The organism is Mesorhizobium sp. WSM4823 (assembly GCF_055811195.1).
This window is the reverse complement of record NZ_JBVVQL010000006.1, coordinates 144,498-158,955: the sequence shown is the minus strand read 5'-3', so window position 1 is coordinate 158,955 and position 14,458 is coordinate 144,498. Positions and strand designations below refer to the sequence as shown.

The 14,458-nt window shown below is 62.9% G+C and carries 13 protein-coding genes; 1 reads left to right on the top strand and 12 read right to left on the bottom strand.

Translation table 11 applies throughout. The annotated features are described in order from the left end of the window. Positions 1 to 34: 34 nt before the first annotated feature. The 12 genes from AC0L26_RS17740 to AC0L26_RS17685 all read right to left on the bottom strand — a co-directional run bounded on the left by AC0L26_RS17740 (position 35) and on the right by AC0L26_RS17685 (position 13,031). On the bottom strand, positions 35 to 1,123 hold the full coding sequence (locus tag AC0L26_RS17740; RefSeq protein ID WP_473633713.1) for a fatty acid desaturase family protein: 1,089 nt from the start codon (positions 1,121 to 1,123) through the stop codon (positions 35 to 37). An 84-nt stretch (positions 1,124 to 1,207) separates the two neighbouring features. Further along, positions 1,208 to 2,389, bottom strand: coding sequence for an aldose 1-epimerase family protein (locus AC0L26_RS17735; RefSeq protein WP_473633712.1), 1,182 nt, complete (start codon positions 2,387 to 2,389; stop codon positions 1,208 to 1,210). 16 nt (positions 2,390 to 2,405) lie between these two features. Beyond that, positions 2,406 to 3,188, bottom strand: a complete 783-nt coding sequence (locus AC0L26_RS17730; protein WP_473633856.1) for an ATP-binding cassette domain-containing protein — start codon at positions 3,186 to 3,188, stop codon at positions 2,406 to 2,408. After that, the gene (locus AC0L26_RS17725) at positions 3,185 to 4,189 is read right to left on the bottom strand and encodes an ABC transporter permease (RefSeq protein ID WP_473633711.1); all 1,005 of its coding nucleotides are present in this window, start codon (positions 4,187 to 4,189) and stop codon (positions 3,185 to 3,187) included. Before AC0L26_RS17725 ends, AC0L26_RS17730 begins: the two co-directional genes overlap by 4 nt. 61 nt (positions 4,190 to 4,250) lie before the next feature. Next, the gene (locus tag AC0L26_RS17720; protein ID WP_473633710.1) at positions 4,251 to 5,192 is read right to left on the bottom strand and encodes a sugar ABC transporter substrate-binding protein; all 942 of its coding nucleotides are present in this window, start codon (positions 5,190 to 5,192) and stop codon (positions 4,251 to 4,253) included. A gap of 69 nt (positions 5,193 to 5,261) precedes the next feature. Beyond that, a complete protein-coding gene (locus AC0L26_RS17715; RefSeq protein WP_473633709.1) occupies positions 5,262 to 6,176 on the bottom strand; it encodes a sugar phosphate isomerase/epimerase family protein in 915 nt (304 codons plus the stop codon). A gap of 26 nt (positions 6,177 to 6,202) precedes the next feature. Then, positions 6,203 to 7,315: a Gfo/Idh/MocA family protein gene (locus tag AC0L26_RS17710; protein WP_473633708.1), complete on the bottom strand. Its 1,113-nt coding sequence runs from the start codon at positions 7,313 to 7,315 to the stop codon at positions 6,203 to 6,205. A 35-nt stretch (positions 7,316 to 7,350) separates the two neighbouring features. Continuing rightward, on the bottom strand, positions 7,351 to 8,427 hold the full coding sequence (locus AC0L26_RS17705) for an ABC transporter ATP-binding protein (RefSeq protein ID WP_473633707.1): 1,077 nt from the start codon (positions 8,425 to 8,427) through the stop codon (positions 7,351 to 7,353). Positions 8,428 to 8,431: 4 nt separating this feature from the next. After that, positions 8,432 to 9,523: an ABC transporter ATP-binding protein gene (locus AC0L26_RS17700; protein ID WP_473633706.1), complete on the bottom strand. Its 1,092-nt coding sequence runs from the start codon at positions 9,521 to 9,523 to the stop codon at positions 8,432 to 8,434. Beyond that, positions 9,520 to 10,479 (bottom strand): carbohydrate ABC transporter permease, encoded by a 960-nt coding sequence (locus AC0L26_RS17695; RefSeq protein WP_473633705.1) that lies wholly within the window; start codon positions 10,477 to 10,479, stop codon positions 9,520 to 9,522. The genes AC0L26_RS17700 and AC0L26_RS17695 overlap by 4 nt, the downstream gene beginning before the upstream one ends. Beyond that, positions 10,476 to 11,336, bottom strand: a complete 861-nt coding sequence (locus tag AC0L26_RS17690; RefSeq protein ID WP_473633704.1) for a carbohydrate ABC transporter permease — start codon at positions 11,334 to 11,336, stop codon at positions 10,476 to 10,478. Before AC0L26_RS17690 ends, AC0L26_RS17695 begins: the two co-directional genes overlap by 4 nt. Before the next feature lie 81 nt (positions 11,337 to 11,417). After that, a complete protein-coding gene (locus AC0L26_RS17685) occupies positions 11,418 to 13,031 on the bottom strand; it encodes an extracellular solute-binding protein (protein ID WP_473633702.1) in 1,614 nt (537 codons plus the stop codon). A 364-nt stretch (positions 13,032 to 13,395) separates the two neighbouring features. On the opposite strand from AC0L26_RS17685, the gene AC0L26_RS17680 reads away from it, so the two are divergent. Beyond that, a complete protein-coding gene (locus AC0L26_RS17680; RefSeq protein ID WP_473633701.1) occupies positions 13,396 to 14,427 on the top strand; it encodes a LacI family DNA-binding transcriptional regulator in 1,032 nt (343 codons plus the stop codon). The last annotated feature ends 31 nt before the right edge of the window (positions 14,428 to 14,458 follow it).

The following is a 14,458-nucleotide window of genomic DNA, read 5'->3' as shown; positions in this document are numbered from 1 at the left end:
CCTGAAATTTCTGCAATGCAGCGGTGCGCAGTGGCTATTCCGCCGCCGCCGACATATTCACTTCGTGGAACTCGCCACGATAGGGCCGCGCCGTCGGCGGCAGTTCGCGTTTGAGGAAATAGTCCTCATATTTAAGCTGCCTGAGCAGGACCGGCCAGACTTCGCGATAGGCATGCCAGATAGACGGGTTCGGCTCCGGCAAATCGTGCTTGATCAATTCATGCAGCCTGGGCAACGCGTGATAGGGCACCATCGGGAACATGTGATGTTCCACGTGGTAGTTCATGTTCCAGTAGATGAAGCGGCTGATCGGATTCATGTATACGGTGCGGGTGTTGAGCCGGTGGTCGATCACATTGTCGGCCAGGCCGATGTGCTGCAGCAGGCCAGTCAGCACCATGTGCCAGGTGCCGTAGAGGCGCGGCACCCCGATGAGCACCAGCGGTATCCAGGACTGCATGGTGAGGGCGAGCGCAATCGTGGCGACATAGATGGCGACATGCCAGCGCGCGGCGATAACTGCCTTGTGCTGTTCCATATCGGGAACGTAGCTTTTCTCGTCGGGCGTGAGCTTGCCGAACGCTTGGCGTACCAGCGCCGGAAGCGAATAGCGAAAATCAAGGATACCGGTGAAAGCGAGCGCCGCACGCAAAAGGTCCGGCGGGCGCATCACGGCGATCTCGGCATCGCGTCCGACGATGATGGTGTCGGTGTGATGGCGGGCATGGCTCCAACGCCAGGTCACCGGATTGCGCATCAGCATGAAGCTGGCGATCTGGTAGACCACATCGTTCATCCAGCGCGTCCGGAAGGCGGTGCCATGGCCGCATTCGTGCCAGCGCGAGTCGCTGGAGGAGCCGTAGAGCACGCCATAGACGAAGAAGAACGGCACGCACCACCAGGTGCCCCAGAAATAAACACCGCCGGCGGCGGAACCCAGGATGGCGACCATCCAGATGATCGTGTCGCGGATCGCGGGGCCGTCGGAGCGCTGCATCAATTCCTTCATCGCCTTGCGGGGGACGTCGGTGTGGTACCATTCGGCCGAGGCCAATCCGGTTTCGATTGCCCTGCGCGTGCTTTCGCCGACCAGGCTGTAATCGCGCTTCATCTTGTCAGCCATTGTGACCTCCAAATCCTGATGGCCGCGAGCCCTCCCCGATTCGGCCGGATCCAAGCTCCCAACTGGTGCCTCGCATCGACCTCATCACGACCTGCCTCCAAGAACCGGAAAATTGCCTGACGGCTGCGGATAGTCCTGCTGCGGCTGCCTAGCGATGCCGGCGATCCGGCGCTCCGCCGCGGCAATCTCATCGGCGCCGTCGAGGACGCGGAAGACCGCATCGTAGGAGCGGCTCTCGCCGTGCTCCAGCCAGATCATCTCGCCGCGTTCGCGGGCGGCCAGATTGCCAAGCACATGATGCGTCGACGGCTCGATGCCCAGCGCATACTGCCCGGCCTGGAAATTCTGCCATTCATAGGCGCAGGGCAACTGGTCCTTGCGGGTAACGACTTCAAGGCCGAGGCCAAGACGGTCGTTGACCACCGCCACCGGCACTTCGCCCTTGGCATCGGCGCCGAGCTCATGCTGCCAGACCTGCTCCTGGAAACCCAGTTGCGGCGCCGGCACCGTGCGATAGCCGACCTTCTGCGCCTCGTAGCGCTCGCCGGCATGGCCGGCCCAGACGACATCACGGATCGGCGCCAGATAGCGGGAACCCTCGTCGAGTACCGGGTGGCTGACATTGATGTGGTAGAAATACATATGCGGCGTGCGGCTGAAGCCGTGATTGACGACGCGGTCTGACAACCGGATCTCGTTGCCGCCGACATCGGCCTCGATCCGCCGCAGCAGATGCAGGTCCTCGCCGAACACTGTCGACTGCTGGACGATGGCCTCGGCCCACAGCACGCAGCGGTCGCCGTCCCAGGCCTCGCCATAGCCGGTCAGCCGCGCCGGGATGGTGCTGACGCGGCCATGCAGCGAATGGCGCACCGTCGTCTTCGGCGGGTAGTTGTAGCTGTCGGCCGGTACCTCGTTCATGAACAGGATATGGTCGAGGCCACAGGTCAGTAGCAGTCCGGAAAATGACCGCGCCCAGGCCAGCCCCTCCTCACCTTCATATTCGTGCAGGCCGGGATGGCGAAAGCCGGTCGGCGAATGCCAGCCGATCGCCTGCCCCTTGAAGTCGCAATCGGCGATATCGAGCGCCCGGTCGACGAGCGCGGTGAAACGCAGCCCGGAGCCGGTGCGGAATTCGAGCATGCGGATGCCGCGCTCGACGCCGTCGCCAAGCGTCATCAGCCGCACGCCGGCGAATTGCGACAGCATGCCGGACCGCTCCGAGACCTGGCGGCGCGACAACGTCTTGCCGTAAAGCTCTACCATGTGACGGCCAGTTCCTTCACTTTGCTCTCGTCTCCTTGAGCAGGGCCGACATGTCGGCGCCGGTGATGATGCTCTCCACGGTCAACAGGTCGGTATCGGCGACCGTCTGCTCGGCGACGATCTCGCCGCGGCGCATGACGATGATGCGGTCGGCAACCTGGAAAACATGGTGGATGTTGTGGGTGATCAAAAGCACGGAATGACCGGCCGCGCGCACCTCCTTGACGAAGCGCAGCACGCCGTGTGTTTCCTCGACGCCGAGATTGTTGGTCGGCTCGTCGAGGATGATGACCTTGGCGGCAAACTGCATGGCCCGCGAAATGGCGATCGACTGGCGCTCGCCACCCGACAGCGTGCTGACCAGTGCATCGGCGTCGAGCTTTTTCGAAATGCCGACGCGCTTTAAAAGCGCCGATGCGGCGTCGCGCAATTTGGCGAGATCGAGTGGCGCGAACACGCCCAGCCATTTCAGATTGACCGGCTCGCGACCGAGAAAGAGATTACGCGCAATGCTCAGGTCCGGCGCCAGCGACGTGTCCTGATGGATGGTCTCGATGCCGAGATCCATCGCGTCGCGCGTCGAGCGGATCAAGACTTTCTGGCCGCGCACATAGATCTCACCGCGGTCGACGGGAAACACGCCGGAGATGGCCTTGATGAGGGTAGATTTGCCGGCGCCATTGTCGCCGAGCAAGGCCACGACCTCGCCCTCGTTCAGTGTGAAGGAGGCGCTCTTCAGGGCGCGGACGCTGCCGAAGGATTTTTGCAGATTCTGCAGCCGAAGCACCTCCATGATCAGCTCCTTGCGGCGTTCTTCTGCAGCAGAGCGTGCAGGATGAGCATGGCGAGGATGATGACGCCGACGAAGATGTTGTAGGCGAGCCCCGGCACGCCGATCAGCACGATGCCGTTGCGAATGGCGCGCAGCATCAACGCGCCGACGATCGTGCCCAGGATCGTGCCGCGCCCGCCGGTCAGCGCCGTGCCGCCGACCACCACCATGGCGATCACTTCGAGCTCGTAGCCGGTGCCGGCTACCGGCGACGCGGCTGAGATGCGGAAGGCGCTGATCATGCCGGCCAGCCCCGCCAGCACCGAGGTCAGGATGAACAGCCAGATCTTGACCGCATCGGCCGGCACGCCGCGCGCCACCGCCGCGTTTCGGTTGGAGCCGATGGCGCTGATCCAGTTGCCGAGCTTGGCGTAGTGAAGCACGTAGATCGCCAGCAGCGACAGGCCGACGAACCACCACAGCGAGGTGTAAAACCGGAACGACCCGATGTTGAAGCTGCCGGCCAGCAGCGTCACGAAAAAGCCGGGCTGGTCCCATGACTTCAGCGGAAACCCTTGCGTGATGTAGAGGGCCGCCCCTCGCACCACGAGCAGCATCGACAGCGTGACCAGGAAGGAAGAAATGCCGATCTTGGTGACGATCAGCCCGTTGATCGCCCCGATCGCCACGCACAGCAATAGCCCGGCCAGCAGCGCCATGCCGATGTCGACCTGCCCGCTCTGCACCAGCAGCATGACCACGACTGGCGCCAGTCCAAACACGGCCCCGACCGAAAGGTCGAACTCGCCCGCCGTCAGAAGCAGCGTCATGCCGAGCGCGATGATGCCGAGTTCCGGCAGGAACGCCATCATGTTGGAGATGTTGAGCGGCGACAGGAAATTGGCGTCGGCGACTGCGAACACCGCCAGCAGCACGACGAGGATGACGAGCGAGGAGAATTGCGGCGAGCGGATCAGGCTCGACCTGCGCTTGACGCCCGGCATTTCCTCTTCTGCGGCAATTGTCATAACGGTTTGAATCATACCTTGGAGCGACGCCCGCCGCCTGCGCGGCGGACGTCAATTTCCATCACTTGTTATAGAGTTTCAGGATCGGCTCGACGCTTGTCGCGTCGTAGAGGCTGAAGGTGTGGATGTCGTAGCCGATCGGTTCACCCGAGGCGGCAAGGCCCAGCAGCGCGACCGGCATGAAGCCCTGCGCCGACGGGAACTGCCAGGCGGCCGCGTTGACGAAGCCGGCCTTGACGGCTTCGGCGGTTTCCTTGGAATTGCCCCAGCCGACGACCGGGATCTTGCCGGCCGGCACGCCGGCGCCGTCGAACACCCGCTTGATGCTGGCCGCCACGGAATCGCCGAGCGCGATGATCGCCGGCGGATTGTTGGCGACCATATAGTCGGTCATCTTGGCGATGATACCGGCCGGGTCCGTGCCGCAATCGACCACGTCATATTTGATGCCGAGCGGATCGAAGACGCTGGCGATGCCTTCGGTCTCGAGCTGTTGATAGCTGGCTCCAGGCACTTCCACCGGCAGGAACACCTTGTCGCCCTGCTTCACCATCTTGTTGTCGACCAGGTACTTGGCCCAAATAGCGCCGGCTTCCTTGAGGTCGGCGCCGACATAGGCTTGCCGCCCGGTTGCCGGATCATCGGTGTTGAAGAACACGATCGGGATGCCGGCGGCCTTCGCCGCCTTGACCTCTTCCGTCCACAGCCCGGGCTGCGCCGATGTGGTGCCGATACCGTCGGGCTTGGCGGCAAGTGCCGAGTTGAACGCTTCCTTCTGCGCCGCCATGTCGCCGCCGCTGAAGGAAATCTTGCAGGTCACCTTGAGCTGGTCACAGGCCTTGGTGGCGCCGGCATTCCAGTCGAGCCAGAATGCATCCGATGGACCGCCATGCGACAGGAGATAGAACGTCTTCTGGCCGTCCTGTGCGAATGCCGGCGAGCCCAACCCTATCCCTGCAAACAAAGTCGCGGCCACCGCCAGTTTCAATCCGAATTTCAACATTTCGCTTCCTCCATTGTTGGTTCCTCCCGGCCGAATGCGCCGCCGCATGGCGGCGACGCAGGACCGCAGTCAGAGGCCGTTGGCGCGGAACTTGGCGTCGAGGAATTTCTTGGCCCGCGGCACGTCGTCTTCCGAAAGATGCTCGATGATGACCGGGATGTTCGGGTGCTTTTCGGCAAGCCGCTTGAGATAGAGGTCGTAGTTCAGCGAACCTAGGCCGGGCGCCGGCAGCTCGATCTCGCCGACACCACGGAACGTGTGGCTCTCCAGCGCGTCCTCGTCGCCGATATCGGCGTGCTTCTCCGACTTGTCGCCGCCCGAACGCTTGACGTCCTTGGCGTGCGCGATCTTGATCTTGTCGGTCAGCGTGTCGAACACCTGATTCAGGATCTGGTCCATCCTGTCGATGTTGTGCGTCTCGAAATAATTGGTCGGATCCATCAAAAGGCCGAGACCGGGATGGTCGACCTGCGCGAACATCTTCACCGTCTCCTCGACAGAGCCGACGACGTTGTTGACATAGGTTTCGAGCAGAAAGACTGCGCCGTGGTCATAGGCGGTCTGGGCAAGGTCGGCGATGACCTTGCGGCATTCCTCGAAGCCTTCCTCGGTCTTGTTCTTGGGGTGATGCACCCAGTCGGACTCGGTGTTGTAGGTGCCGGTTTCCGAGATCACGTAGGGCGAGCCGAAGTGACGGGCGTTGCGGATGATCTCCTTGAGATAGCCGACGCGCTTCTCGCGCTCGCCCTTGTCCGGATGGATGATGTTGGTGTAGCCCGATACGCAGCACACCGGCAGATTGTGGTCGCGAAAGACGTCGCGGACTTGTCTTGCCTTGTCCTTGGTGATCTGCCCGGCCGACAGGTCAACATCCCTGAAATGCAGGTCGAGCTGCACCGTGTTGAAATCAAGCGCGCGGATCTTCTGCGCGGTTTCCTTGAGGCTGTACGGGAAATAGCCCGTGAAAATACCTGCCTGCATCATGATGTGAAATCCTCCCTGTAAGTGATTTAGTTGATTGAGTTTGTCGAGATTTCGGAAAGCTTGACCGTGCGGCCCTCGTCGATCGAGCGGTAGCCGGCTTCGATCAGCGCCATGGTCTTGACGTTGTCGGCGACGGAGAGCGCAGGCGGCTCACCCGTCTTCACCGCGTGCTGGAGCTGCTCCATCACGCCGATGAAGGCGTGCGGAAACCACATCGTGTCCCAGCTGGGTGTCACCCATTCGCCGCCAGTGGTTTCAGTCGAAGCATAGGTCAGCGTCGAGGCGGAACCAGTCGGCCAGCCGATCGTGCCCTTGGCGACGCCCTTGGTGCCATCGACGCGCCAGTTGATGTGCTGGTCGTCCTTGTAACCGTCCTGGCGCGGACCGGACCAGACATCCTCCAGCGACACGGCGAGCACGCCGGACGGGAACCGCAGCGTCGACACGGTGATGCCGTCGGAATGGTCGAAGCGGGTGCGCGGGTCCTTGCGGGTCAGCGTGGTGATCTCCTGGGGATCACCGAATAGGAAGCGCAGCACGTCGAGGTGGTGGACGCTCATATTGGCGAGCGTCAGCCGGTCGTAGTCCTCGAGGAAGCTCTGCCAGTGCGGGATCGCATGCATGTCGATCTGCGCGAAGACGATGTCGCCGAGCGCGCCGCTGTCCATGATCTGCTTCAGCACGCGCATCGACTGGTCGTAGCGCATGTTCTGGTTGACCGAGAGGATCTTGCCGGCCTTGGCCGCCTCGTCGCGCAGCTCGATCGCATCCTTGAGCGACAACGCCAGCGGCTTCTGCGCCAGGATCGCCTTGATATGCTTCTGCTTCAGCGCATGGCGGATCAGCGCCGGCTGCTGGTCCGGTGGAAAGGCAAGGTCGATGATCTCGACATTTTTATCCTCGATGAGCTGTTCCGGCGTGTCATGGACGGTCGGGATCTCCCAGCGCCTGGCGACCTTCTCGGCGCTGGCCTTGGTCCGCGAGGCGATCGCCACCACCGGAAAGCCCGCTTCGTGATAGGCGGCAAGATGGCATTCGGCCATGATCATGCCGGCACCGACGCAGCCGATTCTGTACTCTTTCGTGCGGACCTTCACATCCGGCTCGAAGTCGTTGCCCGCTATTTCTTCGCTTGCCATCTGATCCTCCCGAAGCTCGTTTCTTAAAACCGCTGTCATCGTGCCAGCGCTCCGCCGCTTTGGCCGAAATAATGCACTCTGGCCGGCTCACAGGATATCGCCACCATGGCGTCCGGCTTGATATCAGGCTGGCCGCGCAGCAGCGCCCTCAGGCGTGCCTGCCCGGCAGCGAGCGTCACGACGGTATAACCGCCGAGCGGCTCGACCTCGAATACTCGCGCCGGGCGCCCCGCGCGCCCATCCGATATTTCCCCGTCCAGCCAGGGCCGGACCTTGAGATCTTCCGGCCTGAGCCCGATCTCGACGGCATCGGCCGGAGCAGCGCTGTCCGCGATACGGATGGTGCCTTCGGCCGCCTCGACACCGCCCTCGCCGCGCACCGACGTCAAGATATTCATCATCGGCGAGCCGAGCAGCCGCGCAACGTAGGTGTTCGCCGGGCGATCATAAATCTCGGCCGGCGCGCCGATCTGCCTGATCTTGCCGTTCTCCAGGATGGCGATGCGGTCGGCGACCGACATCGCCTCTTCCTGGTCGTGCGTGACATAGATCAGCGTCTTACCGAGCTCGCGCTGGATGCGCTTCAGCTCGACACGCGTCTCTTCGCGCAGCCTGGCGTCGAGCGCCGAGATCGGATCGTCCATCAGATAAGCGGCGGGATCGCGCACCAACGCACGCGCAATCGCCACGCGCTGCCGCTCGCCGCCCGAAAGCTGCGCCGGCGGCTTGTGCAGGATATGGCCGATATGCAGCTTGGCCGCGACGTCGGCGACACGCTTTTCGATATCGGCCTCGGCGATCCGGCGTTCGACGAGGGGAAAGCGGACATTGTCGCGCGCGCTCATATGCGGAAACAGCGCCAGGTTCTGGAACACCATCGCGACATTGCGCTCGGCCGGCGACACGGTGTTGACCGGCCTGCCACCGATCAGGATCTCGCCCGAGTCAGGCGTTTCCAGTCCGAGCACCAGGCGCAGCACCGTCGACTTGCCCGACAGCGGCGGGCCGAAGAAGCAGAAGAACTCATTGTCGTTGACCGTGAACGAGGCGTCGTCGACGGCGAGCGTGTTACCGTAGCGTTTCGTCACATTGCGGAAGACGATATCTGCCATGGTCTCAGCCCGCTTTCATCGCCAGGCCGGTCGCGGCGTCGAAGACGCGCACCGACTGCGCCGCCGGCGCTACGACTGCCGTTTGTCCGATCGCCAGCCCGACATCATTGTCGAACACCGCCTTCATCGCGCTCTCGCCCTGGCCGAGATGCACGATGGTGCGCGCGCCGATACGCTCGACGAAAGTCACCGGCAAGGAGAGACCTTGGCCGCCTTCAACCAGCGTCGCCTGTTCCGGTCGGAAGCCGTAAAGCACATCGCCTTGCGCGCGCCGCACCGCGGCAGCGACTTCGTCCGGCAGCGGCGGCGTCGCGCCGAGCGGCCCGAGATCGACGACCAAGCCTCTGTCGCTTTCCGCGGGCCGGCCCTTGAGCAGGTTCATGCCCGGCGCGCCGATGAAGCGGGCGACGAAGACATTGGCCGGATTGTTGTAGACCTCGAGCGGTGTGCCAACCTGCTGCAGCACGCCATGGTCCATCACCGCGATACGGTCGGCCATGGTCATAGCCTCGAGCTGGTCGTGGGTGACATAGACCATGGTTTGGCGGAACTGCCGCTGCAGTTGCTTCAGTTCGGTCCGCATCACCGCCCGGAAGGCTGCGTCGACGTTGGACAGCGGCTCGTCGAGCAGGAATATCGCCGGCTCCATGATCGCCGAGCGGCCGATCGCCACCCGCTGCAATATGTTGACCGACAGCCTGTCGGCCTTGCGGTCGAGCAATGGCGTCAGCTGCAGCATTTCGGCAATGGCGCCGACGCGGCGGTCGATCTCAGCTTTCGCGGCGCCCCGCATCTTCGGCCCGTAGGCGAGGTTCTGGCGTACCGTCATATGGGTGAAGATCGCGTAGTTCTGAAAGACGAAGCCGACGCCACGCCGCCCCATCGGCACACCGGCCATGTCGCGCTCGCCAAACAGGATGTTGCCGCTGGTCGGCTCTTCCATGCCGGCGATCATGTTCATCGTTGTCGACTTGCCGCAGCCCGACGGTCCGAGCAGCGCCATGAACTCGCCATCGGCGATGGCGAGGTCCATTGTCTTCAGCGCGGTAAAGTCGCCGAACTTCTTGACCAGGTTCTGCAGATGGATCGCGCTCATGCCGGCACCTCGCGCGCTCGGGCCATGCGCTTCATGGCAAAGACCGCGGCGATGGACAGCACGATCAGGATGGCCAGCGCGATCGCCGCGACATAGCCCCAGATCAGGTCTTGGGTGGTGAGCTTGTAGATGTAGACGGAGATGGTCTCGGTGGCAACGCCGGGGCCGCCGCCGGTCATAATGTAGAGCGTGTCGAATATCTTGAAGTTCTCGATCACCCTTATCGCCAGCGCGATGATGATGATCGTCTTCATCTTCGGCAGCACGATGGTGACAAAGCGCTGCCAGGAATTGGCGCCAAGCAGCGTCGCCGCCTTGATCTGGTCCTCGGGCACGCCGACCAGACCGGCAAGCAGGATGAGGAACATCAGCGGCGTCCACTGCCAGATATCGGCGACCATGACGGCGATGAGCGCTAGCGTCGGGTCCGAAAGCCAGGCGATGGTGACGGGGAAGCCCGATATCGACGACAGGATGTCGTTGACCGGTCCACCCGACTGGAACAGCATGAAGAACATGTAGCCGGCCACCGCCGGCACCACCATCATCGGCATCAGCAGGATCGAGTAGAAGATCCGCTTGCCCGGAAACTCGTCGGCAAACAGCGTTGCCAGCACCAGTCCGAGCAGAAACTCGACGGGCACGCAGACAATCATGACGATGGCCGTGCGCTTTAGCGCACTCCAGAAGCGCGCGTCGACGGCAAGGTCGGTGTAATTGGCGAAATTGTTCCACATCGACCAGGCATTCCACCAACCGGTGCCCGAAAGCGGCGACCAGTCGGTCAGGCTGATGTAGAGCTGCATGAGCAGCGGGAAGACGGCGATGAACAGCACCAGAATCTGCGCCGGCAGCGTCAGCCGGAAGCCAAGCTTTGCCCCTTCGTCCCGCAAGGTCGGCTTTGCCTGGACGGCCGTCATCACGTCCTCCGAAATCGTCGCAGTCACCGTGCTCATTGCTTGAGCGCCCCGAAGGTCAGCCCGCGCACCAGATGGCGCTGGATGGCGATGCCCATGATCACAGGCGGCACCGCCGCGATCAGGCCGAGCGCCGCCTTGGCGCCGTAGAGCTGTCCGGTCATCGAGGAGGACAAGGACGCCATATAGACCGGGATCGTCACCCATTCGCGCGTCGTCAAAAGCAGCGCGATCAGATAGTCCGACCAGTTGAGGATGAAGACGAAGAGCGCGGCGCTGGCCAGCGGCGCACGCATCATCGGCAGCGTGATGCGGGTGAAGACGCGCAGCCGCGAGCAGCCCTCGACCAGCGCCGCTTCCTCGATCTCGCGCGGCATGTCGTCGAAGAAGGTCTTCATCAGCCAGAAGGCGAAAGGCAGTGTGACGATCCCATAGATCAGCGACAGTCCCCACCAGCTGTCGGTGAAGTTGAGGAAGGCCCACATGATCATGACAGGGGTCATGACCGCCATCGGCGGAAACAGGCGAAGCTGGATTAGCGCCAGCGGCAGGTTCTGGCCCGAGCCGAAGCGCGACAGCCCGTAGGCGGCTGCCGTGCCGGCCGACATGGCGATTGCCGTGCCGAATGTGGCCGACAGCAGCGACGACAGGATCGGTTTCAGCGCGGTGCGGTCGAGCGCGACGATCAGATTGTTGGTCGATTCACCGAAGACGAAGCGGAAATTGCTGAGCGTCGGGTTCTTCGGCCACCAGGTCAGGTCGGCACCGGTCGCCGACCATTCGGCGATCGGCTTGAAGGCCATCGACACCATCCACAGGATCGGCACCAGCGTCACCGCTATTGCCGCAAGGATCGCGGCATAGCGGAATATCTCGAAGGGAATTGAACGCTTCATCTTGCAGCTTTGCTGGAGTCATCGTTTGCGGAGGGGAAGAGCAAACTCCTCCCCTCCCTTGGCGCGATCCTGGGAGGAGGATCAGCTGATCGGATCGAGAACGGTGGGCCATGCCTCCTTGTTGGTCTTGATGGCTTCGAGAAGCTTTTCCTCGCCGGTGCGGCGCGCGATCTTCTTCCACTCGGCTTCGGTGTCAGCCATCGCCTGCTCGGCGGTCTTGGCCTTGGTCAGCGCTGCGACGAGGTTCTCGTCCAGCGCATTGTGGAACGCGGTCGCGCCGGGATAGTTGATGCTCGGCACGGTGCGGGCGACCGTCTCGCGCACCACATCCATGTGGTAGGCGTGGTAGGTCTGGCGGACCAGCGGGTCGGAGAAATCCGATAGCCGGAACGGGTCGAAATAGCCGCCCGGATTGGCTGTCATCCAGGCATAGATGCGGCTCGATCCCAGCCATTGCAGGAACAGGTAGCAGGCCTCCGGATGCTTGGCCTGCGAGGACACCGACGCCGAAAGATTGAGCCACAGCACCGAGCGACTGATGAGCTTGCCGTCGATCTCGCGGCCCGGCGGCAGCATCGAGCCGATCTTGCCGGTGACAGCTGAATCCTTGTTGGCGGCATTGTCGAGGAATTTCGGCAGGTTGGAGAAGGCGCAGGTCATGGCGGCTCCGCCCTTGGCGAAATTGCCGTACTGCTCCGGCCAGCCCCATGAGATCGCATCCGGCGAATGATGGACCAGCGATGCGATGTACTCGTTGGTCGCAGCGATGCCTTGCTCGGAATTGATCAGTGGCTTGCCGGTGTCGTCGAACAAGAACTGGTTGGGCGACGCCATTGAGACATAACGCTGATACCAGTTGGTGTAGCCCCAGCCCTGGTTGCGCAGATCGGTCGATCCGAACAGGCCCTTGTCCGGGCGCTGGAAGAAGGCGGCGATCTCGTCATGCTGCTTCCAGGTCTTCGGCGGCGCCAGTTCGTAGCCATGCTTGTCCGAGAAGGCCTTTTTCTCTGCCGCGTCGCCGAACAGATCGGTGCGGTAGACCCAGGTCTGGAAATCGCCGTCCAGCGACACGCCATAGGTCGAGCCGCGATACTGATTGAGCAGCGACACGCCCTTGGCGCCATTGACATAGCCGCGCTCGGGATCGTCCCATTCCGGCTTGTGCTGGGCGACGAAGTCGTCGAGCTTCAGGATGCCGCCGGTTTCGGCGAGATCGCCGAGGCGGTTCCACTCGACCGCATAGATGTCATAGGCCCCACCCTTGGTGGAGATATCCTGCATCGTCTTGGTGAATTCCTGGCCGTTCGGCACGCCGACGATCTCGAGCGGAATGCCGGTTTCCTTTTCCCACAGATCCTTGATCGACGGTGCGCCGGCCGGGAACGGCTGCGTCAGCTGGCCGATCGAACCGTCCGACAGGCCGAGCACGATCTTGGCCGGCGCCTTGCCGGCGCCCTTCATCGCCTTGGCCGCCTCGATGGCGCGGCCTTCCGGCGTGTCGGGACCATATTGATAGCGCTCCGAGCCGTCGAAGCCCGTCGGCCCGCCGATCATGCCCGGTGAGAGCGCATCGGCCGCACAGGCGCGGCCTGGACGGATGAATTGCGGCGCAATACCTGCCGCGGCCACGAGCACGGCCGCCTTTCCACCGGACGCCAGCAAACGGCGCCGCGACACGCGGATCAAATTTGACATTGGAAGTCCTCCCTCAGGGCCCTGTTCCTCCACGACCCTTATGATGGATATTGACGGCAGTATGCGAAGGCTGTCAACATCATAAATACTCAAAACACATCACAACGTCGCAAATGAGGGAGAAAATGCAGTCCACCAGGGTCATCCAGCCGTACCTATTGCTTGAATTTGAGGGGACCATGCGCCGCGCCGGCCCTTTTCGGCCCGGCGCGACGGTTTGGTGTAGCGCGCCGGCTTGCGCATCGGCTAAGGCCGGATACATCATTTCCCATCAGAATCGCGGATGGTGATGAAGCCGTCTTCCGATCCGTGGCATGCGCGATTTTGATGCGCCCGTAGCGCACTAGCAATGAGGTGATCGACTGTGCGGTCCACCCTGACAGACATAGCCCGCGAAGCTGGCGTTTCCGCCGCCACCGTCGACCGTGTGCTGAACAACCGCCCCGGCGTTCGGGCGCGCACGCGGGAAATCGTGATGGAGATGGCGCAGCGGCTTGGCTATATCGCCGAGAATTCGAACAGCCCGACCCAGCGCCCCACCTTGCCCGGCGCTGTCATACGGCTCGACTTTGCCCTGCCCGCCGGTACCAATTCCTTCATCAAGATGCTGCACCGGCATATCGAGGCGCAGGCGCAGGCGCGACCCGACCTCGATGTGCGCGTCGCCACGATCGAAGGCTTCAATCCGGACCGGCTCTCCCGGCTGCTGCATGATCTGCACGGCCAGACGCAAGGCGTCGGCGTCATCGCGCTCGACCATCCGACGGTCCGCGAGGCGATCCGCTCACTGTCGGCCAGCGGCGTCAAGGTCGTCACCATCGCGTCCGACATCCTGCATGTGCCGAGGGTTGCTTATATCGGCATCGACAACCGCGCCGCCGGCCGGTTGGCCGGCTATCTGCTTAATCGCTTCATGGGCACCGACCGTCCGGGCAAGGTCGCGCTGTTCGCCGGCTCGCTGTCCTATCGCGGCCATGAGGAACGCGAGATGGGCTTCCGCCACATCCTGACGGAGGAATCGCCCAATCTGCAGATCGTCGAAATGCGCGAAATGCTCGACGACCGTGAGAAGGCCTATTCCGAGGCCTCCGCGCTGCTGGAGCGGCATCCCGACCTTGCCGCGATCTACAATGTCGGCGCCGGCAACACCGGCATCGCTAGGGCGCTGAAGGAGCGCGGCCGCCAGCACTCGATCGTCTTTCTCGGTCATGAGGTGACGGAAGGCACCAAGGAGCTTCTGCTCGATGGTACGCTCGACGCGGTCATCGACCAGAACCCGCGCGTCGAGGCCCGCGAAGCGCTCAACACCCTGACCCATGCAGTCAGGGGCTTGCCCTACGAGCTGCACCAGCCGAGGCTGCAGGTGATCTTCAGGGAAAGCATCCCGGAGATCTGAATGGAAACTCTGGGATGAGAGAGGCAGCGCC